This is a genomic window from Martinezella lusitana, assembly GCF_014207095.1.
In the GTDB taxonomy this organism is placed as follows: Bacteria; Pseudomonadota; Alphaproteobacteria; order Rhizobiales; family Rhizobiaceae; genus Rhizobium; species Rhizobium lusitanum_B.
The window spans coordinates 228,807-248,311 of record NZ_JACHBG010000006.1 but is presented as its reverse complement, the minus strand read 5'-3'; the positions used below and the strand labels follow the sequence as shown (position 1 = coordinate 248,311).

Annotated in this window: 15 protein-coding genes; 5 read left to right on the top strand and 10 right to left on the bottom strand. The window is 59.9% G+C overall.

Annotated elements, in window-relative coordinates; genetic code table 11:
- The 4 genes from GGD46_RS15725 (at position 1) to GGD46_RS15710 (ending at position 5,172) form a co-directional block, all read left to right on the top strand.
- Positions 1-1,194 (top strand): phytanoyl-CoA dioxygenase family protein, encoded by a 1,194-nt coding sequence (locus tag GGD46_RS15725; RefSeq protein ID WP_184705417.1) that lies wholly within the window; start codon positions 1-3, stop codon positions 1,192-1,194.
- A 5-nt stretch (positions 1,195-1,199) separates the two neighbouring features.
- The gene (locus GGD46_RS15720; RefSeq protein WP_184705415.1) at positions 1,200-2,009 is read left to right on the top strand and encodes an SDR family oxidoreductase; all 810 of its coding nucleotides are present in this window, start codon (positions 1,200-1,202) and stop codon (positions 2,007-2,009) included.
- A gap of 223 nt (positions 2,010-2,232) precedes the next feature.
- A complete protein-coding gene (locus GGD46_RS15715; protein ID WP_184705412.1) occupies positions 2,233-4,590 on the top strand; it encodes an Orn/Lys/Arg decarboxylase N-terminal domain-containing protein in 2,358 nt (785 codons plus the stop codon).
- Positions 4,591-4,611: 21 nt separating this feature from the next.
- Positions 4,612-5,172: a GNAT family N-acetyltransferase gene (locus tag GGD46_RS15710; RefSeq protein WP_184705410.1), complete on the top strand. Its 561-nt coding sequence runs from the start codon at positions 4,612-4,614 to the stop codon at positions 5,170-5,172.
- Positions 5,173-5,224: 52 nt separating this feature from the next.
- On the opposite strand, the gene chrA is transcribed toward GGD46_RS15710, so the two are convergent.
- The 10 genes from chrA to GGD46_RS15660 form a co-directional block, all read right to left on the bottom strand.
- On the bottom strand, positions 5,225-6,457 hold the full coding sequence (chrA, locus tag GGD46_RS15705; RefSeq protein ID WP_184705408.1) for a chromate efflux transporter: 1,233 nt from the start codon (positions 6,455-6,457) through the stop codon (positions 5,225-5,227).
- Between the two features lie 213 nt (positions 6,458-6,670).
- Positions 6,671-8,290 carry a GMC family oxidoreductase gene (locus GGD46_RS15700; RefSeq protein WP_184705406.1) on the bottom strand — a complete coding sequence of 540 codons (1,620 nt, stop codon included), beginning with the start codon at positions 8,288-8,290 and terminating at the stop codon, positions 6,671-6,673.
- The gene (locus GGD46_RS15695) at positions 8,287-9,816 is read right to left on the bottom strand and encodes an FGGY-family carbohydrate kinase (protein ID WP_184705404.1); all 1,530 of its coding nucleotides are present in this window, start codon (positions 9,814-9,816) and stop codon (positions 8,287-8,289) included. The genes GGD46_RS15700 and GGD46_RS15695 overlap by 4 nt, the downstream gene beginning before the upstream one ends.
- Positions 9,817-9,849: 33 nt before the next feature.
- Positions 9,850-10,668 (bottom strand): class I fructose-bisphosphate aldolase, encoded by an 819-nt coding sequence (locus tag GGD46_RS15690; protein ID WP_184705623.1) that lies wholly within the window; start codon positions 10,666-10,668, stop codon positions 9,850-9,852.
- Entirely contained in the window at positions 10,665-12,413 is a 1,749-nt protein-coding gene (locus GGD46_RS15685; RefSeq protein WP_184705402.1) for a glycerol-3-phosphate dehydrogenase/oxidase, read from the bottom strand. The genes GGD46_RS15690 and GGD46_RS15685 overlap by 4 nt, the downstream gene beginning before the upstream one ends.
- 12 nt (positions 12,414-12,425) lie before the next feature.
- On the bottom strand, positions 12,426-13,421 hold the full coding sequence (locus GGD46_RS15680; protein ID WP_184705400.1) for an aldo/keto reductase: 996 nt from the start codon (positions 13,419-13,421) through the stop codon (positions 12,426-12,428).
- Positions 13,418-14,422: a sugar-binding transcriptional regulator gene (locus GGD46_RS15675; RefSeq protein WP_184705398.1), complete on the bottom strand. Its 1,005-nt coding sequence runs from the start codon at positions 14,420-14,422 to the stop codon at positions 13,418-13,420. The genes GGD46_RS15680 and GGD46_RS15675 overlap by 4 nt, the downstream gene beginning before the upstream one ends.
- Before the next feature lies 1 nt (position 14,423).
- Positions 14,424-15,413 (bottom strand): ABC transporter permease, encoded by a 990-nt coding sequence (locus GGD46_RS15670; protein ID WP_184705396.1) that lies wholly within the window; start codon positions 15,411-15,413, stop codon positions 14,424-14,426.
- 28 nt (positions 15,414-15,441) lie between these two features.
- Positions 15,442-16,986 carry a sugar ABC transporter ATP-binding protein gene (locus GGD46_RS15665; protein ID WP_184705394.1) on the bottom strand — a complete coding sequence of 515 codons (1,545 nt, stop codon included), beginning with the start codon at positions 16,984-16,986 and terminating at the stop codon, positions 15,442-15,444.
- Between the two features lie 75 nt (positions 16,987-17,061).
- On the bottom strand, positions 17,062-18,093 hold the full coding sequence (locus GGD46_RS15660) for a substrate-binding domain-containing protein (RefSeq protein ID WP_184705392.1): 1,032 nt from the start codon (positions 18,091-18,093) through the stop codon (positions 17,062-17,064).
- Positions 18,094-18,498: 405 nt separating this feature from the next.
- Here GGD46_RS15660 and GGD46_RS15655 point away from each other — a divergent pair, with 405 nt between their 5' ends.
- Complete coding sequence (locus tag GGD46_RS15655; RefSeq protein WP_409527687.1) at positions 18,499-19,488, top strand: amino acid ABC transporter substrate-binding protein; 990 nt, start codon at positions 18,499-18,501, stop codon at positions 19,486-19,488.
- Positions 19,489-19,505 lie beyond the last annotated feature (17 nt).

Below are 19,505 nucleotides of genomic sequence, written 5' to 3'. Positions count from 1 at the left end.
ATGGACGCTCAAACGCTCACAAGTCGCCGTAGCCAAAAGGTTTGGCTGTCTGCCGATTGCGGCAGCCTCGACACCTTCAAATCCCTCGTCGAGAAAACCGCCACGTCAACAGACTGGCCCTTGGCCGCGGACATCAGGAAAAATATCCTCATTTATGAGGGCGACCAGGTTCGACACGCGGCTGGTGTCGAAGACGAACGCCGTGCCCTGACGGCTGAGTGGGTCGAAGCCTTCACCTCCGGCCCCGGTATCATCGTGATAAAAAACGCCATGCCGGATGTGGCAGTCGTTGATCGCGCGACCACTGTGTTCGAAGCCATCGTCCGCGAGGAGAAAGAGAAGGGTAAAGGTGCCGGCGATCATTTTGCCAAGCCGGGCGCGAACGATCGCATCTGGAATGCGCTCGAGAAGCATTGCCTGGCGGATCCGGTGAATTTTGCCCGCTACTACGCGTCGACGGCCATTGCCATGGTATCGGAGGCTTGGCTCGGAGCAGGCTACCAGATGACGGCGCAGATGAATCGCGTCAATCCAGGTGGCACGGCGCAAAAACCCCATCGCGATTATCATCTGGGCTTCATGTCTCCGCAGCAGATGCAAGCCTATCCCGGCCATATCCATGCCGTTTCGCCGCTTTTGACGCTGCAGGGCGCGGTTGCGCATTGCGACATGCCGCTCGAAAGCGGCCCAACATTGTTCCTCCCCTACTCTCAGACCTTCTTTGAAGGCTACATCGCTTTCGGCCGTCCGGAATTTCAGGAGTATTTCGCGGAACATCACGTGCAATTGCCGTTGCAGAAGGGCGACGCCGTCTTCTTCAACCCGGCCGTCATGCACGGCGCAGGCAACAATGTCTCGAAAGACATCTATCGCATGGCCAATCTTCTTCAGGTCTCCTCGGCCTTCGGCCGGGCGATGGAGAGCACCAACCGCAATCGAATGGCCGTGACCGTCTATCCTGCCCTTATCGCAGCTCTCGCTGCAGGCGCACTGAGCCGTGCGGAGGTTGCCAATGTCATCGCTTCAACGGCCGAAGGCTATGCCTTTCCCACCAATCTCGATAGCGACCCGCCCGTCGGCGGCCTTGCGCCGAAAACCCAGGCGCGGATCATGGCGGACGCTATCGACGCCGGCATGGACGCCAAAGAGTTCGCAGAGTTGATCGCCGCCCATGCGGCACGCAGGGAGGCTTGAGATCCGTGAGCAGACTGGATGGAAAATTCGCCGTCGTAACCGGCGGCACGCAGGGGCTAGGTGCTGAAGTCGCTCGCCTCTTTGCCGAGCGCGGGGCTGCAGGCCTGACGATCTGCGGCCGCAGCACGGCCAAAGGGGAAGCTCATGCACGCGAGATCAGTGATCGATACGGAATTCCGGTCGCATTCGTCACGGCCGACCTCGGCCAGGTGGAGAATTGCCGCAAAGTCATCGCGACAGCGGTCGAGAAATTCGGCCGCATCGATGCACTCGTCAATGTCGCTGCCATCACCGATCGCGGCACAATCCTCGACACGGATCAGGACCTGTTCGATCGCATGTTCGCCGTCAACGTTCGGGCGCCGTTTTTTCTGATGCAGGATGCGATCAAGACCATGATCGCCAACGGCATAGAAGGCACGATCGTCAACATTTCCTCGATGTCGTCGATGGCGGGCCAACCCTTCATCAGCGCCTACTGCTCATCCAAAGGAGCGCTTGACACCCTGACCCGGAACACGGCCTTCGCGCTGCTTAGAAACCGCATCAGGGTCAACGCCCTCAATATTGGCTGGATGTCGAGCGATGGCGAGGATCGCATTCAGCGCGAATATCATGGCGCCGATCAAGATTGGCTGACAAGGGCGGCAGCCGAGCAGCCATTCGGCCGGTTGGTCTCCCCTGCCGAGGTTGCCCGGGCGGTCGCCTATCTTTCCTCGGAGGAATCCGGGCTGATGACAGGTGCCACGATCAACCTGGACCAATCTATCTGGGGTGCATACGAAGGGTCGCCGCATCCACAGAAAGCGATGTAAGGCGGCGCCCGTTTGGCGCTGATACGACGGGGATAGCTACAAGGGGATTTTGCTGGGCCGTTGCAAGCCTTGAGAATCATGAAGCGCTGTCATTCGATTGCCTATTAATTCTGCCGGAGTGCCCTCTTCTCGCTGGCGCCGTTTCCGGCGCCCGAAGATCTGTCACATCCATGTCATGAAATACGTCGACACCTCGTCCCTGGTTTTAAATGCGGGTACCGAGATGGATTATTTCAGACGCTTCAACTTTCTGTTCGCAACGCCGGCCTTCGACAGCGAGGATCTGGAGGGCGCCCGCTACAATCAGATCGTCGAGGAGATCGAGCGCTCAGGCTTCGAGGTCGTGCGTGCTCGCAATATCGAAGACGCGGAGATCGCCGTCCAGACGGACGCCGCCATCGGCTGCATGCTGGTAGACTGGGGCAAGAAGGGACTTGAAGGCAAGACGGCCTCCCTCATCAATCTGATGCGCCGGCGCGGCCTCGAATTCCCGATCATCCTTTTGATCCGCCGCAAGCGTTTCGAGGATGTGCCGGTCGAAGTGCTTGATTTCATCGACGGCTATGTCTTCCTCTCGGAAGAGACGCCAGCCTTCATCGCCAAAAGCCTGATCAGCCGGCTCAAGCAATATGCCGAGACGCTGAAGACACCGTTCTTTGGCGCACTGGTCGATTATGCCGAGGAAGGCAATCAGCTCTGGACCTGCCCTGGGCACAATGGCGGCATCTTCTACAGCCGCAGCCCGATCGGCCGTGTGTTCATGGAACACCTCGGCGAAGCGGTATTTCGTGACGACCTCGACAATTCCGTGCTCGATCTTGGCGATCTTCTGACCCACGAGGGTCCGGCGCTCGCGGCGCAGAAAGAGGCGGCCAAGATTTTCGGCGCCGAAAAGACCTACTTCGTCCTGAACGGCACCTCCACGTCCAACAAGGTCGCGCTCTCAGCGCTCGTCACCGATGGCGATCTCGTGCTGTTCGATCGCAACAACCACAAGGCCGCCCATCACGGCGCGCTGATGATATCAGGCGGCATTCCGGTCTATCTGCCGACCAGACGCAATGTCTACGGCTTGATCGGCCCCGTGGATTTTGCGGCTATGGACGAGGAAGCTCTGCGGGAGCGCATCCGTACCCATCCGCTTGTCAAGGATCCGGAAGCGCACAGGAAGCAGCGCCCCTTCCGCGTGGCAGTGGTGGAGCAGTGCACCTATGACGGCACTATCCACAACGCCGAAATGATCCTCAAGCGCATCGGTCATCTGTGCGACTACATCCTGTTCGACGAGGCCTGGGCCGGCTTCATGAAATTTCATCCGCTCTATGCCGGTCGCTTCGCCATGGGCCTTGCCGAACTCGGCCCGGACGCGCCCGGTATCATTGCCACGCAATCCACCCATAAGCAGCTCGCAAGCTTCTCCCAGGCCTCGCAGATCCACATGAAGGACCGGCACATCACCGGCCAGAAGCGCCGCGTCGAGCATCGACGCTTCAACGAAAGCTTCATGCAGCACGCTTCGACCTCGCCCTTCTATCCGCTGTTTGCCTCGCTCGACGTCGGCGCGCAGATGATGAAGGGCCGTTCGGGCGAAGTTCTATGGGACGACACGATCCGCCTCGGCATCGAGCTGCGCAAGAAAATCCGCGCCGTGCGCCGCGAATTCGAAGAGAAGGAACAACGCGCAGAGCGACGCTGGTTCTTCGAGCCTTTCGTGCCGGATCGCGTGGCAATCCCGGATGTCTCGAGCGCTGGCGCCGTGCACGACGTACCTTGGGAGAGCATCGCCACCGACCAGCTTGCGACCAATCCGGCCTTCTGGCACCTGACGCCCGACGCTGCGTGGCACGGATTTGCCGGCATGGAGCCGGGTTTCGCAATGACGGACCCGAACAAGCTCACCTTGCTCACCCCCGGCTTCGACCGGGCGAGTGGGAAATACACCGAGCACGGCATTCCTGCCCCGGTGGTTGCGCAATATCTACGTGAAAACCGCATCGTCGCCGAGAAGAACGACCTCAACTCGCTGCTCTTCCTCCTCACGCCCGGCGTCGAGGCAAGCAAGGCCGGCACGTTGATCAGCGGCCTGGTCGCCTTCAAGAAGCTCTATGACGACAACGCCCTGTTGGAAGAGGCTATTCCTGAATTCTATCGCCGCCGACCGGGCCGCTACGCAGGCGTAAGGCTGCGCGATCTCTGCACGGACATGCATAATTTCTTCCGCCAGGCCAATGTCAGCGCGCTGCAGACGTTGCAGTTTTCCGCAGCCCACCTGCCGCCGATCGCGCTCTCGCCCCATGATGCCGCACGCTGCCTGGTGCGCAACGATGTCGATTACCTGCCGATCGACGCCATCGCCGGCCGCATCGCAACGACGCCATTCGTGGTCTATCCGCCGGGTATCGCCACCATCGTGCCGGGCGAGCGCCTGACGGATGAGGCAAAACCCATGCTCGACTATCTCAAGATGTTTGAAACCTGCTTCAATCTCTTCCCTGGCTTCGAAGTCGAAATCCAGGGCCTCTATCGCGAGATTGATGAAACCGGCCGCATCCGCCTCTATACTTACGTCGTTGCGGAATAGGCTGGGAATTCAGGTTCGATCATGGAGCAGAACAAGACGATCGTCATTCGCCCCTCACGCGAGGGCGACGTTGAAGCCATGCTGGCGATCTACCGTCGCCACATTCGTCGCGGCGTCGAGGACGGGGTAGATGACAATGACACGCCGCAGCCGGACGATCTCAAGGACCGACGCAAGAACCTGAAGAACCGTCGGTTCCCTCACGTTGTCGCGCTCGAAGGCGAAAAGGTCGTTGGCTACGCCTATGTGGTATTGTTCCGCAAACGCCCAGCCTATCGCTACACCGTCAAGCACTCGATCTATGTCCACCACGATCATATCGGCCAGGGTGTCGGGAGCCTGCTCATGCGCGGGCTGATCGACGCCTGCGCGGCCGCCGGTTTCCGGCAAATGATCGGCTACATCGATGCAGACAACGTCGCCTCGCTCAGCCTGCACGAGCGCTTCGGCTTCGCGCGGGTTGGCCTGTTGCCGGCGGTTGCCTATCGTTACGGTCACTGGGCCGATACGGTCATGGTCCAGCGTTCGCTGGGCTCCGGCTCGACCACACCACCACCGCCGCCACCGCTTTCAACCCGATGATGAGTAGCTCCAGGGATCTCATTACAGGGGTTGGCTTCTTTTGAAACCTCGCTCAGACCATATGTGCAGCAGCGCCGCTCGCCGCCAATAGAAAAACGACGGTCCAGGGCGGCGTTTTCCAGACGGTGAGCAGCAGGAAGCCTGCGAGCGCCAAGGCGAAATCCTTCGACGAGAGCACCGCTGATGTCCAGACCGGATTGTAGAGCGCGGCACCAAGGATGCCCACGACGGCGGCATTGGTCCCACGCATGGCGGCCTGCGCCGTCGGCCGAAGCCGCAACGCATCCCAGTAGGGAAGCATGCCATAGACCAACAATATCCCCGGAAGGAAGATCGCAACAAGGGCGATCGACGCACCGGCGAAGCCGTTAGGTTCCGGCCCCACGATTGTGCCGAGGTAGGCCGCAAACGTGAACAGCGGCCCCGGCACCGCCTGCGCCAGACCGTAACCGGTAAGGAAGGATTCGTTGGTAACCAAACCCGAATCCACGACTTGGGCCTGCAGCAAAGGAAGAACGACATGCCCCCCCCCCCCGAAGACCAATGCTCCTGAGCGATAGAAAGCATCGAACAACACAATCGCTTGATGACTGCTTGTCACCATGAACAGCGGCGGGAGGACAAGGAGGGCTGCAAATGCGATAAGGGCGATAGCTCCGCCGCGACGCGATACCGGAAAGTGCAAGTGAGTTGCCGATGCAAAGGATGGGTTGCCGCGACAGAGCCAAAGGCCGCCGACCGCTCCGAGAGCGATTGCGCCGGTTTGACAGAGCGCTCCACCGCCGAAGGCAACAATGGCAACCGCCGCAAGAGCAATGGCAGCCCGCCCCCGATCGGGCGTAAGGTTTTTTGCCATTCCCCAGATCGCCTGGGCAATCACCGCGACAGCGACCAGTTTCAATCCATGCACAACGCCAGTCGATGCCGCTCCGGTGAAAGTTGCCGTGCCGACCGCAAAGGCGAACAGGATCGCAGCGGACGGCAAGGTGAAGCCGAGCCACGCCGCCAGCCCGCCAAGCAGTCCGTTGCCGCGTAGGACCCCGAGCGAAAATCCGACCTGACTGGAGGCTGGCCCCGGCAGAAACTGACAAAGAGCAACGAGATCGGCATAACCTTCCTCATCGATCCATTTTCGCCGCACAACAAGCTCGTCACGAAAGTAGCCCAGATGAGCGATCGGACCACCGAAGGAGGTCAATCCAAGCATGAGGAAGACGCGAAGAACCTCAAGCGGCGAGCCCCTTACTGTTGGTTCGTCTACCAAGGCATCATCATGCGCACTCATCATTTCCTCTTGAACTTGCTCGCTCGTGTGACCCGCGCATGATATCCGATCGTCTCGATGCCCCATCATCTCGCCGATCAGCCCACGACCACTCCTCATGGCTCAGTAAATCCGCTTCACGGCGCCTAGGTCTTTGCTCTATTCGCTATCGCTCGGATGAGCTAGCATTGTCAAAATATGTTATCGATAATCGATAACATGCGGCAACGGCACTTAGCTCAAGATTATGTCGGCCGCTTTCTCCGCGATCATGATGACCGGTGAATTGGTGTTTCCCGAGACGATTTTCGGCATGATCGAGGCATCGACCACTCTCAGCCCGCCGATACCATGGACGCGCAGCTGTGAATCGACGACGGCATCCTCGCCGCTTCCCATCTTGCATGTCCCAACCGGGTGGAAAATGGTCGTTGCGATGTCGCCTGCCCTTCGAACCAATTCCTCATCGCTTTGAAACTCGGGGCCTGGCAGCACCTCTCTCGGAGCGAACTTCGAGATCGCTCTGGCCTGCATAAGACGGCGAGCATGACGAATGGAGCGCGCTGCCACGATGCGATCCCCCGCCATCGAGAGATAGTTCGGCCTTATCTCCGGAGCCGATGAAGCATCCGGCGCGGCGACATGGACCGTACCTCGGCTTTCAGGGCGGAGATTGCAAACGGAGACGGTGACGGCGGGATAGCGGTGCAGCGGTTCGCCCAGCCTGTCCGTGCTAAGCGGCTGAACGTGATATTCGAGATCGACCGTCGCCACCGCCGGATCGCTCTTCGCAAAGATCCCGAGCTGGCTCGGCGCCATGGACAGAGGGCCGGAGCGGCGGAACGCGTACTCCAATCCCATGCCGGCCCGGGCAAAGAGATTATGATAGAGCTGGTTCAACGTCTTCGCCCCCTCGATGCGAAATACGGTGCGGATCTGCAAATGATCCTGCAGATTTTCTCCAACTCCTTTCAGAGAATGTATGACGTCGATGCCGATATGCCGCAGCAGTTCGGGTCTGCCGACCCCCGAGAGTTCTAGTATTTTCGGCGAATTGATCGCTCCGGCCGAAAGGATGACCTCGCGCTTTGCCCGCACCTCGTGAACCCTGCCATCCAATCGAAACCGGACGCCGCTGACGCGACGCGCCTCAAACAGCAGCGTTTCCGTTTCCGCGCCTGTCAGCACTCTAAGATTGGCCCGCTTCATGGCAGGGCGCAGAAAGGCCTTGGTGGTGTTCCAGCGTAGTCCGCCGCGCTGATTGACCTCGAAATAACCGGACCCTTCGTTGTCGCCATCATTGAAATCGTCGGTCTTCGGAATGCCGAGCTCCTCTGCCGCATCTCGAAACGCATCGAGGATCGGCCAGGAGAGGCGCTGCCGCTCAACGCGCCATTCGCCGCCTGCACCGTGAACCTGCGACCGACCGCGATAATTGTCCTCCGACTTCAGGAAATAGGGCAGAACGTCATCCCAGCCCCAGCCGACATTGCCCTCCTGCCGCCAGCCATCATAATCGGCAGCCTGGCCGCGCATATAGATCATGCCATTGATCGATGAGCAGCCTCCGAGGAGCTTTCCCCGCGGATAGGGAAGCGAGCGGCCATTGAGGCCAGTTTCCTGCTGCGTCTTCATCATCCAATCCGTGCGCGGATTGCCCATGCAGAAGAGATAGCCGATCGGGATATGCACCCAATGATATCGATCACTGCCGCCGGCCTCGAGCAAAAGAACCCGATTTGCCGGGTTGGCCGACAGGCGATTGGCAAGAACGCATCCCGCCGATCCCGCTCCGACGATGATGAAATCGTAATCGCCGGCATCGGCGACTGCATTGTCAGAGGACGCGCTCACGCTGCCGCTCCTGTCGCAGAAGGCAGCGATGAGGACAGCCGTCGCCAGATCGGTGCCATTGCCGTCAGGATGTCGTTATAGAGGCCATAGCGTCGCTCGTAATGGCTTTGAAGATGCCTGTTCGGAACGTAGTTCCGCTCAACCCGCACCATGGACGCCGCGCCGGCCGCAAAATCCGCAAAAACTCCAATCCCCGTTCCTGCGGTGATTGCAGCGCCGAGCGCACCGGTTTCACGCGAACGGGCGATCGAGACCGGCAAACCCAGCACATCGGCGAATATTTGCGGCCAAATCAGGCTGCGTGAACCGCCACCGGAAAGCACAGCGTCGTTGAAGACTGCACCCGCCTGCCGCATCGTCTCGATATGTTGTCGATGGCCAAAGGCGACGCCTTCCAGCACGGCACGAACGAGATGCCCCTTCGTATGCCAGCCGGCAACGCCATAGAAGCCGGCGCGGGCATTGCCGCTTTGTTGCGCACCGTAGAGGAAGGGATGATAGAGCGGATCATCGCCAGCAGGCTCGATGCCGGCGGCCAGATCTCCGCACAAGTCGAAGGGCGATCGGCCGTCCAGCGGAAGATCCGAAAAGAACTCCCGTACCAGCCATTCGAGATTGGCGGCCGAGGTGGCGCTCGATTCGATCGCCATATAGCGCTTGCGATCGAAGGTCGAGGACATGAACACCGGCCCGTCGAGCCGCGGCGTATCGACGATCACTTGATTGATGCTCCAGGTACCGGCGATGATCGAGGCCGCCCCCGTGCGGGTGACACCGGAGCCGATGGCGGAGGCGACAACATCGAAAAGACCGCCGACGACAGGCGTTCCGATGGCGAGCCCGGTCAGTGCGGCTGCCTCCGCTGTGACATGCCCCGCAATATCGGAGCTTTCGATCAAGGGCGGAAGCAGTTCCATGCAATCACCGAGGCCATAGGCTTCCATCAGACCATGGTCATAGCGACGATCGACGACATGGAGCAGTCCGCATCCGGTCATATCGGAGACTTCGCTGACACGAACGCCGGTCAGGCGATTGACGATGAAATCCTTGCACAGGAAAACCGTGCCGATCCGGGCGAAGGTTTCCGGCTGGCGGCGCTTCAGCCAGGCAAGCAATGTCGGCGTTTGCGATGGCCAGGGCCGCTGCTGGCCAATCGGATAGGTGCGGTCACCCACACCTTTTTCCTGCCATTCCTCAACGAGGGCGACGGCGCGCGTATCCAGAGACTGGATGCCCAGCAAGGGACGGCCTTCGCGATCGAGGGCGTAAAGCCCGTTTCCGTGGCCTGCACAGCCAACGGCAACAATGTCTCCGGTCGAAACTCCAGCCTGCTCGATGCAGGCGTGGATGACCTTGCCGGCATTCGCCCAGAGCTCATCGAGCCCGCGCTCCACATGTCCGGGGCATGGCATGCGGCTGTGCCCCTCTGCTGACGCTGCCGCAATTTCGTTGCCCTGCCGGTCAAAGATCACCGCCTTGATAACCGTGTTGCCGGCGTCGAGCCCCAATAGATATTCTGCCATCCCGTACCCCTCCCAAGGCCCCAAGTCTTACTATCAGCCGCGCTGATAGAGCGCGAAGGCTTCCTCGCCGCCGACATCGTCATGAATGATCGCCATCAATCCGCGCACGACCGCACTCGGATTGGCATGCTGATAGATGTTGCGGCCGTAGACCATGCCCATCGCGCCCTGCCGCATCAAGGCCGCCGACTTCTCAAAGACGTTGCGCAGGTCTTCCTTGCCGCCGCCGCGCACCAGGACCGGGCAACGGGCCGCTTCGACCACCCTGTGAAAATCCTCGGCGTTGGTGGTCGGATCGGCCTTGACCACATCGGCTCCCATCTCGCGGGCAAGCCGCGTCAGCGTAACGATCTTGTCCGCGTCGCCATCGACCATATAGCCGCCAGCCGTTTCGACCGGCTGCATGACGAGAGGCTCGATCATCAAAGGCATTCCATATTTGTCGCAGTCGGCCCGAACCCGTGCGATGTTCTGCACGCATTGGCGAAAAAGGTCCGGCTCGTCGGGGAGCATGAACAGATTGACGACGACGCAGGCCGCATCCATCTCGATCGCGCCGATCAGCGGTTCTGCCTCATTCTGCAACACAGCCCACATATTGCGGTGACGTGTGCGGTTATAGGGATTTCCCATATCGACGCGCATAACCAGCGCCGGCTTGTCCCTGGCGGCAAGATCTTGCAACAGGTCGGCCTGACCGTAGTTCATCTGGATCGCATCGGGTGCCGCCGCCACCAGGGCATTGACGACCGCAGGCATGTCTTCAAGGCCATTGAGGAAAGACGGTTCGTTGCAGACGCCGTGATCGATTGCGACATCAAGGCAGCGGCCGCCATTGAACAGCCGGTTCATCCGGACTTTGCTGTTGTTTCGCATTCCATGCTCCTTTGTTCGTTCCGTTCGGAAAGAGTGCTCTCGGCGACGCCGTGGCGCTCGCGCAAGAGAGTGAGAAAACGGGTTCGCTCGGCGCTGCGCTGCGCCGGGGTCCAGGCCTTTTCCGTCGCCAGCAGATCGAGCACGGCGTCCATCATCTCAGCAGAAAGCGCGCCTGAAATCGCAAGCGTCGTCCGCCGCAGCAGAAGATCGTCCAGATGCTCCGCCGCTTCGTTGCGGATGAGGAAAATCAGCTCTCGCTGCGAGTAATCCGCATGCGGCATGGGCAGATCGGGTGCCATGGCAATAAAGCCGGCGATTGCTTCCGCGTGCGTGCCGTAACGGCCGAAAAGCGTCGCCATGCGGCTACCAGGAATTCCCTTTTCGGCGGCCACTTGCGCGATCCAGGCAGCGCGATCCAGCGGGAACCTCCGCCCGCCGCCGATTTCCCGGTCTGCCGTCGAAATGCGACGCTGCTTCCCCAGCCGTTCAAGGGCAAGATCGGCGGCAAGCTCGCCAAAGGAGCGAAACGTCGTCCATTTGCCACCGATCATGCACAGCACCGAGGGGTCGCCATCATCCCCGTCGACGATCGTACAGAAATGATCGCGCGGGATGCGACCTGTAAAGCTGTCGGTACTTGCCGGCAGAGGACGGACGCCTGAGAACTGGAAGCTGATCTCTTCCGGCCGGATCGTGATCCCGGGCAGAACGAAGGACAGGGACTGCAATATGTAATCCCGCTCATCCGCCTCACAGCGTACGCTCCCCGGGTCATCGACCCGGATGTCGGTCGAACCCACCAGAACCTTGCCGAGATAGGGAAAGAGGATGCAGATGCGGCCATCCTCATTCTCGTAATAGATCATGTGGCCGGCCAAGGCGTCGTAAAGTGCGGCATTGTCGACGATGAGATGCGAACCCTTCGTTCCACCCATCAAGGGGGATGTCTGCGTTTCGGGTTTAAGGAGAGCCTCGTTGGTAATGTCGATCCATCCGCCTGTTGCGTTGATGATGAGAGTGGGTTCGATCGTTGCCGATGCTCCGGCGATCGTGTCACGGATGAGATAACGCCCCTCACCCGTTCTCCGGATTTCGGCATAGTTCAGAGCCCGCGCCGCCGATCCCGCAGACAAGCCGTCGTCGAGTAGCTCGATGCCGAGCCGCTCCGGATGACTGACCCAGGCGTCGTAATAGGTAGCCGAACTCCTGATGTCGGAATTGAGCGCCGGCCATTTGGCGACCGTGCCGCTCCGACCGCGAAACTGATGGCGCGGCATCATGGCCCGCTTGCGCGTCAAGAAATCGTAGATGCTGAGACCGACCTTGATCGCAATCGCACCGCGACGGCTGGGACGGCGGGACAGGCCGAGAAAGCGAACCAGGCCATTTCCCAGGCCGGAGAAAATATCGAAGACCGGCACGGTCGTCGGCAGCGGCGCCACATAATGCGGCGCGTTGCGCAGCAGCCGGTCGCGTTCGGCAAGCGATTCCTGCACCAGCTTGAACTCGCCGTTTTCAAGATAGCGAAGGCCGCCATGCACCATGCGCGACAGTGCAGCGCTGGCTCCCGAACAATAGTCGTGCTTCTCGACGAGGAGCACGTCGAGCCCCTGAAGCGCCAACTCCCGAAAGGCACTGATGCCATTGATGCCGCCGCCGATGACACACACGTCCATCTTCGGGCTTCGGCGAAGCCCGTCCAACGTTTCTTCACGATTCATGATGGCGATCCGTTACCTGTCCATATCGGTCAGCTTCGCTGAAATGGCTGCCTCGATGGCTGATTGATCATCCGCATCCAGCCGGATGGTCCCGGCACGAGCGTTGTCGAGCGCCTGCGCAGGATTGCGGGCTCCGCAAAGCGCGAAAGTGACGCCGGGTTGGGCAAGTGTCCAGGCGATGACGACTTGAGCGATACTGGCCTCGTGCTTATCGGCAACGGGTCGGATTGCCTTTGCGAAGGCCTGCGCCTTGTCACGGTTCGAAACGGAAAAGCGAGGATTGTCCCGCCGTTGATCGTCACCGGAGAAGATCCGCTCCGGCCCGACGGTGCCGGACAAGAGCCCGAGCGCCAACGACGAATAGCTGAGAGTCGAAATCCCGTTTGCCCGCGTCAGCGGCAGCAATTCGCTCTCGATCTCCCGATCGATCATGCTGAAGCGTTCCTGGATGGCATCGAGGCCATCGGCCGATATATAGGCCTCCAGCTCAAGCGCGCTGACATTGCTGGCGCCGATCGCCCGGATCTTGCCGGATGCCTTCAGGTCTTCAACCGCCCTAACCGTCTCCTCGATCGGAGTCGTCGGATCCTGCCAGTGGGTGATATAGAGGTCGATGTAATCGGTGCCGAGGCGCCGCAGGCTCTCCTCGACTTCGTGGAAAATCGCATCGCGGCCGAGATAACGATGAACCGGCTTGCCGTCCTGATCGAAGAAATGCCTGCCTTTGTCGGTATGCCACACAAGGCCGCATTTGGTGGCGATCACGGCCTTGTCGCGGCGGCCGGCAAGCGCCTTGCCGACGATTTCTTCCGACCGCCCGAGACCATAGGCCGGTGCGGTATCGATGAGCGTGACGCCGGCGTCGAGCGACGCGTGGATCGCCGAGATCGATTCCGTCTCGTCCGTTCCGCCCCACATCCAGCCGCCGATCGCCCATGTTCCAAGGCCGACCGCCGATGCGATGACGCCGGATTTTCCGATCTCGCGTGTCAATTGCTGACCGCTCATACGTGCTGCCCTTTCCCGGTTGCGAGCGCCAGAACGCGGGCACCTGTCGCTTCGTCCGTGACCAGCGTATCGAGATGATGGCCACGCATGACGCTGAGGATCGGGCCTGCCTTGTTCGGCCCACTCGCCACACCGATCTTCGTCGGGATCGAAGCGAACTCCGGAAGGGTGAGCGAGACCAGCGATCGGTTGAGGCTGTAATCGCAAACGCGACCTTCGTCATCGAGCAGATGGGCAAGCAATTCGCACGAAGCACCGGAACGCTCTATCGCCGCGCGGTCCGTGCTCGAGGATGGATGGAGGTCATAATAACTTGAATCGTCGGAAAGAATGGAGCCGATACCGACGACGGCAATTTTGGCCTCCCGCGCCTGTTTGAACACATCGGCGACGGCGCGCATGTTGATCAGCATGTCGCGCTCGGCCGCACTGTCGGCAAACAGAGGCGCATGGATCTGGAAAGAGTGTCCGCCGAGACGATCCGCCATCAGCGTCGAGACGTGATTGACATCCGTATAGTGCTTGCCCTGAACGCAGCCGGTCGCCGGGATTACCGAGACATCAAAAGGTCGCGGTGCCTGAAGGCCAGCGACGACGGCACTGACGCCCTTGCCGCCGGTAATGCAGATCGTATCGCCATCCGCGATATGCTCGACAAGCAGGCGGGCCGCCGCCTCGCCGACGGCCTGCAACGCCGTCTGCGGATTGTCCGACACGGTCGGCACCACGATGGCACGGCTGATGCCGCCGAGCGCGAGAAGCTGCTCTTCCATGTCGACCAGGGGCTCGACGGGGGACTTGATCTTGATCTCGACGAGGCCGAGCTGGCGGCCGCGCTTGATCAGCCGGTTGACCGTCGCATGCGAGATGCCGAGCTGATCGGCGATCTGAGCCTGCGTCAGACCTTCGAGAAAGTGCAGGACGAGGGCTTGGTGCATCTGGCGCGCGATGACGATTTCTTCTCGCGGCGCAGATGGGGCTTTCGGCTTTGCAAGGGGCATGTCAGGCAGCCTTACGCTTGTGAAGGAAATGGTCGATGGAGACGGCGGTCAAGAGAATGCAGCCTTTGATCATGTCCTGCCAGTAGACCGAGACATTGAGCAGGATCAACGAACTCGTGACCACCGAGAGAAGCGCGATGCCGAGAATGGCGCCGAGGATCGTGCCGGAACCGCCGCTCAAGGATGCTCCACCGATGACGGCAGCAGCGATGATGTTGAGCTCCATGCCGACGCCGAAGGTCGGCGTCGCAGCACCGAACCGCGACATGTAGATCACGCCGGCAAACCCCGACAACGTCGTGCAGAGGACGGTGACCCAGAATTTGACCTGGTTGGTCTTGATCCCGGAATAGAGCGCCGCCTTTTCGTTGCTGCCGGTGTAGAACACCTTGCGGAATGCGGTTGCGCGGCGCAGCAGGAAATCGAAGATGGCGACCACCGCGACGAAGATCAGGATCACATAAGGTATCCCGTAAAACGTGCCCTGCCCGACTGCCTTGAACGAGGGCGGCAGCGTGAACAATGAGAGCGGCGTTCCTTTGGTGATGATGAGGCAAAAGCCTCGAACGATCACCATGGCCGCAAGCGATGTGATGAAATGATTGAGACCGATGACGGTCACGAAGAAGCCCATGGCGCAGCCTATCAGGGCGCTGGCGAGAATGCCGATCAGAGAGGCACTCCATGGGTCGACGCCCATCAGGAACAATGACCCGGACAGAACCATCGAGAAGCAGACGACCGACCCGACCGAAAGGTCGATGCCGCCGACGATCAGGAGGATGGTCATGCCGACGACGACAATGCCCTCGACCGAAAACGACATCAGCATGGCCCTGAAATTGCCAAGCGTCAGAAAGTGTGGCGAGGCAAAGCTCATGACGACGCAGAGCGCGAGAATGATGGCGATCAACCCCGCTTCCCGCATTGTCCCGAGCTTGCGCCAGGAAGACGTACGCTCCCTCGTCGCGACCAAAGCGTGATCTGCCATTGTCTCATCTCCCGTTTCTGCTCTTTTCTCAGACGGCATGTGTTGATGCCTTCGCTTTGAGTTGTTGCTGCACATCGACACCGGAAGCGAGCCTCATGACTGCCTCCTCCGTCATGGTATCCCCCTCAACTTCCCCCGCGACGGCGCCTTCGCGAATGACGATCGCCCTGTCACACAAACCAAGAAGCTCCTGCAATTCCGATGAGATCACGACGATGCCGATACCGGAACGCGCAAGGTCGCGCAGCAAACGATGAATTTCGGACTTGGCGCCGACGTCGATGCCGCGCGTCGGCTCATCGAGCAGGATTACCTTAGGATCGACCGCCAACTGCTTGGCGATGGCGACTTTCTGCTGATTGCCGCCCGAAAGCGATGAAACCGGCATGCCGATACCGCCCATGCGCACGCCGAGGCGGCGCGCGAGCTCCTCCGCGCGCTCGGACTCAGCCTTCGCATTCAAGAGCCCGAACTGGCCCGTCAGCGACTTGAGATCGAGGGCGGAGATGTTCTGTGCGATCGACAGGTCGAGAAAGACGCCGGAACCCTTGCGATCCTCGGAGAGATAGACGATTCCGGCGCGAACGGCATCGGCATAGCAAGTCGCTCGAAGCGCCTTGTCATGCAGTCGGATATCGCCTTCGGTCGTCTGGCGCAGCCCACAAATGCCTTCGGCGATTTCAGTCCGACCGGAGCCGATCAGTCCGCCAATCCCGAGAATTTCCCCCTTGCGCAGCTCGAAGCTGACCTCTTGAAAACGCTTGCCGTCGCCAAGATTGCGAATGGACAATACAGTCTCCACGCCGCGTTCGGTGAAGTCCTGCTTTTCCGGATAGAGCTGGGTGATTTCGCGCCCGACCATGCGACGTACCACATCATCGGCTGTGATGTCCGACACACGCTCGGTCGAGACGTAGCGGCCGTCGCGAAAGACGGTCACGCGGTCGCATAGGCTGAAGATCTCAGCCATGCGATGGCTGATGTAGATGATCGATATGCCCTGCTCTTTCAGATCGCTGATGATGCCGAAGAGCACCTGTGCCTCGGCGACGGTCAAAGCCGCCGTCGGCTCGTCGAAGATCAGGACACGGCAATCGAGCGTCAGCGCCTTGGCGATCTCCACCAGTTGCTGACTTGAAATCGGCAGCTCGCCGACTTTCTTACGGACATCGATCGGGGAAAGGCGGTTCATCACCGCCTGGGCCTCCCGTTCCAGCCTGGCAAAATTCATCAATGGAGAGCGGCGCCGGTTCGTCGCCGCCATGAACATGTTTTCGGCAACGGTCGCGTCCGGGCAAAGTGCGATTTCCTGATGGACGAGACCGATGCCCAGGGATTGGGCTGCGGCCGGAGACGCGATCTTGACGGGCGCGCCGTCGATAAGGATCTCACCCTCGGTCGGCTGCAGCACGCCGGCGATGATGTTCATGAGCGTCGATTTGCCAGCGCCGTTTTCACCGCAAAGCGCGTGCACTTCACCTCTTTCGAGCGTGAACTTCGCATCCGTCAGCGCCTTGATCGCACCAAAACGCTTGCTGACGTTGCGGATCTCTAAGATCGGTGATTGTGTCATGAGCATCTCCCCCATTTTCAAACCCGGCGTCGGCTGCCCGAGATGTCTCGCCCCGGACAGCCGACGTTTCAGGCTTTACTCCTCGATGCCCTTCGTGCCGCGACGCTTCAGATACTTGTCCCAGTAGAAGTCATCGGCATTTGCGGCGGTGACGATCGACAGACCGTTGTCGACGAAGGGAATGCTCATCGGATTGAAGCCGGAGCGCTTGGCGTCGTTCATGGGATCGATCAGCTCCGGATGCTTGGCAAGCCATAGCATCATGAAGCCCATGTAGCCCTGCATGCCCTGGTTCGGATTGATCGAGCCGAAGACTTCGCCGGCCTTGATCATGTCGAGGATGTTGGCGTTGACGTCGGCGCACATGACGAGGATCTTGCCGCCACTTTCCTTGTTGGCCTGGGCTGCGCCGATTGCGGAGTTCGCCTCCGGCATGAACACGGCATTGAGGTTCGGGTGCGCCTGTACCAGGCTCATCAGCCCCTGATAGGCTTTATTCGGATCCTGGTTCGATGCGGCGCGGCCGACAAGCTTCATCTCGGGATATTTGCTTTCCATGCGGGCGATGAAGGCCGCGATGCGCTTGTCGTGATTGTCCTGGCCCGGATTTTCCAGAACCGCATATTCGCCCTTGCCGCCAAGCTTCGCGGCAATCGCGTCGGCCGCGTAGGTGCCTTCGCGCGAATTGTCCGAGGTGATGAAGGAAATGCGCTTAGAGAGAGGCGAGTCCGCCGCAAAGGTGACAACTGCCGTGCCCTGATCGATCGCGCGATTGATCGGCTCGATGAAGGGATCGGAGTTCATTGGATGAACGAGAATTCCGGCCGGATTCTGGGCGAGCGCCTGATCGAACGTCGCGATCTGCTTGTTGACGTCATATTCCGGCGTGCCGGTATATGCAGTCTCGCAGCCAAACTGCTTGCCGGCCTGCTTGAACATCTCATAGACCGGGAACCAGTATTCGACGCCCGAAACCATCACGTTCATGACGTATTTCTCTCCGGGCTTGCAGCGAAACGGATTATCCGGCTCGGCCGCAGCAGCGGTGGAAATGAATGCCGCCGCGGCCAGGACTGCCATCGCGGTCGTGCTTAGAAAATTGCGCAAGATTCCTCCTCGAGGCCGAAGCCCCTCCCCAAAAAGCCGAGGGCGCGTATCGCGCCTTGTTTGTGAAACCGGGTTTCCTCCTCGAACCCCGGTGATGGTAGTTAGCTTGGCGCAAAGCTGAATGTCAATATAATTCACGCTATGAAATATATTTCATTTCATAGCTGATTTTACTGCTGTCGCAGGAATGGATGCCAAAATGAGCAAATTGTTTCTTCAAGAGCGCCATCATTGAAGTAATATATCTATTCTATAGATTATAAGCACATAACTTAGAAACGCCCGGGGCCAACTGATCCTCCCAACAATCAACGTCCCGGGCTGGGGACAGGCACTTTCAGGAGAGTTTTCATGCAAGCAATTACCAACGTGCACAGGCGCGTGACAGCTGCTGTCGCCGCAACGATGATCGTGGCCGCAACGCTGCTGCCCAACATGGCCAATGCAGGCCCGACACTGGATAAGATCAAGGAACGCGGTCTCATCAAGGTTGGCGTCGGAACGACACCGGGCTTCTTCACTCCGGACAGTAGCGGCCGCTGGCAGGGCTTCTTCATCGATTTCGGTCGAGCGCTTGCCGTTACCGTTTTCAATAATCCGGACAAGGTGGAATTTACCAACTCCTCGCCGCAGCAGCGCCTGCCTGCTCTTCAATCGGGGGAGTTCGACATTCTGCTCTCCGGCGTCACGGAAACCGTCACCCGCGCCTTCAAGCTCGGCTTCCATTTCGGCCCGGTCGTTTTCTATGACGGTCAGGGATTGTTGGTGCGCAAGGATCTTGGCGTCACCAAGGGTCAGGATCTGGACGGAGCCACGATCGGCATCCAAAGCGGAACGACCGGCGAGCTGAACATCGCCGACTTCTTCCGCAAATCCGGCAAGAAGTTCACGCCGGTGACGATCGAGGAAACAGCAGAATTCACCAAGGCTCTGGATTCAGGTCGCGTTGATGCGCTGACGCAGGATTCGACGGATCTTGCGGCAAAGCGCACGCAACTCAAGAAGCCGGACGACTATATTCTGCTGCCCGAGCGGCTCTCCAAAGAGCCTCTTGCTCCGGCCGTCCGCGCAGGCGACGATCAATGGCTGGAAATCGTCAACTGGACCGTCTACGCGACTGTCCAGGCCGAAGAATTCGGCATCACCAAGGACAATATCGATACGTTCCTCACCAGCGAGGATCCAGCCGTCAAGCGCTTCCTCGGTGTCGATCCCTCTCTCGGCCAGGCAATCGGCCTCGACCCGAAATTCGCCTACAATATCATCAAGGCCGTCGGCAATTATGGCGAGATATTCGAGCGCAATGTCGGCAAGGGCACGCCTCTCAATTTCGATAGAGGCCTCAATCAGCTCTGGACGAAGGGTGGCCTGATCTACTCGCCGCCTTTCCGCTGAGACGGGTTCGATGGATC

What these genes read in the sequence shown, in the direction of transcription:
- GGD46_RS15665 (WP_184705394.1), bottom strand. Translation starts at nt 16,986, where the DNA reads ATGACACAATCACCGATCTTAGAGATCCGCAACGTCAGCAAGCGTTTT.
- GGD46_RS15715 (WP_184705412.1), top strand. Translation starts at nt 2,233, where the DNA reads ATGGATTATTTCAGACGCTTCAACTTTCTGTTCGCAACGCCGGCCTTC.
- GGD46_RS15695 (WP_184705404.1), bottom strand. Translation starts at nt 9,816, where the DNA reads ATGGCAGAATATCTATTGGGGCTCGACGCCGGCAACACGGTTATCAAG.
- GGD46_RS15675 (WP_184705398.1), bottom strand. Translation starts at nt 14,422, where the DNA reads ATGCCCCTTGCAAAGCCGAAAGCCCCATCTGCGCCGCGAGAAGAAATC.
- GGD46_RS15680 (WP_184705400.1), bottom strand. Translation starts at nt 13,421, where the DNA reads ATGAGCGGTCAGCAATTGACACGCGAGATCGGAAAATCCGGCGTCATC.
- GGD46_RS15710 (WP_184705410.1), top strand. Translation starts at nt 4,612, where the DNA reads ATGGAGCAGAACAAGACGATCGTCATTCGCCCCTCACGCGAGGGCGAC.
- GGD46_RS15690 (WP_184705623.1), bottom strand. Translation starts at nt 10,668, where the DNA reads ATGAACCGGCTGTTCAATGGCGGCCGCTGCCTTGATGTCGCAATCGAT.
- GGD46_RS15655 (WP_409527687.1), top strand. Translation starts at nt 18,499, where the DNA reads ATGATCGTGGCCGCAACGCTGCTGCCCAACATGGCCAATGCAGGCCCG.
- chrA (WP_184705408.1), bottom strand. Translation starts at nt 6,457, where the DNA reads ATGAGTGCGCATGATGATGCCTTGGTAGACGAACCAACAGTAAGGGGC.
- GGD46_RS15685 (WP_184705402.1), bottom strand. Translation starts at nt 12,413, where the DNA reads ATGAATCGTGAAGAAACGTTGGACGGGCTTCGCCGAAGCCCGAAGATG.
- GGD46_RS15670 (WP_184705396.1), bottom strand. Translation starts at nt 15,413, where the DNA reads ATGGCAGATCACGCTTTGGTCGCGACGAGGGAGCGTACGTCTTCCTGG.
- GGD46_RS15725 (WP_184705417.1), top strand. Translation starts at nt 1, where the DNA reads ATGGACGCTCAAACGCTCACAAGTCGCCGTAGCCAAAAGGTTTGGCTG.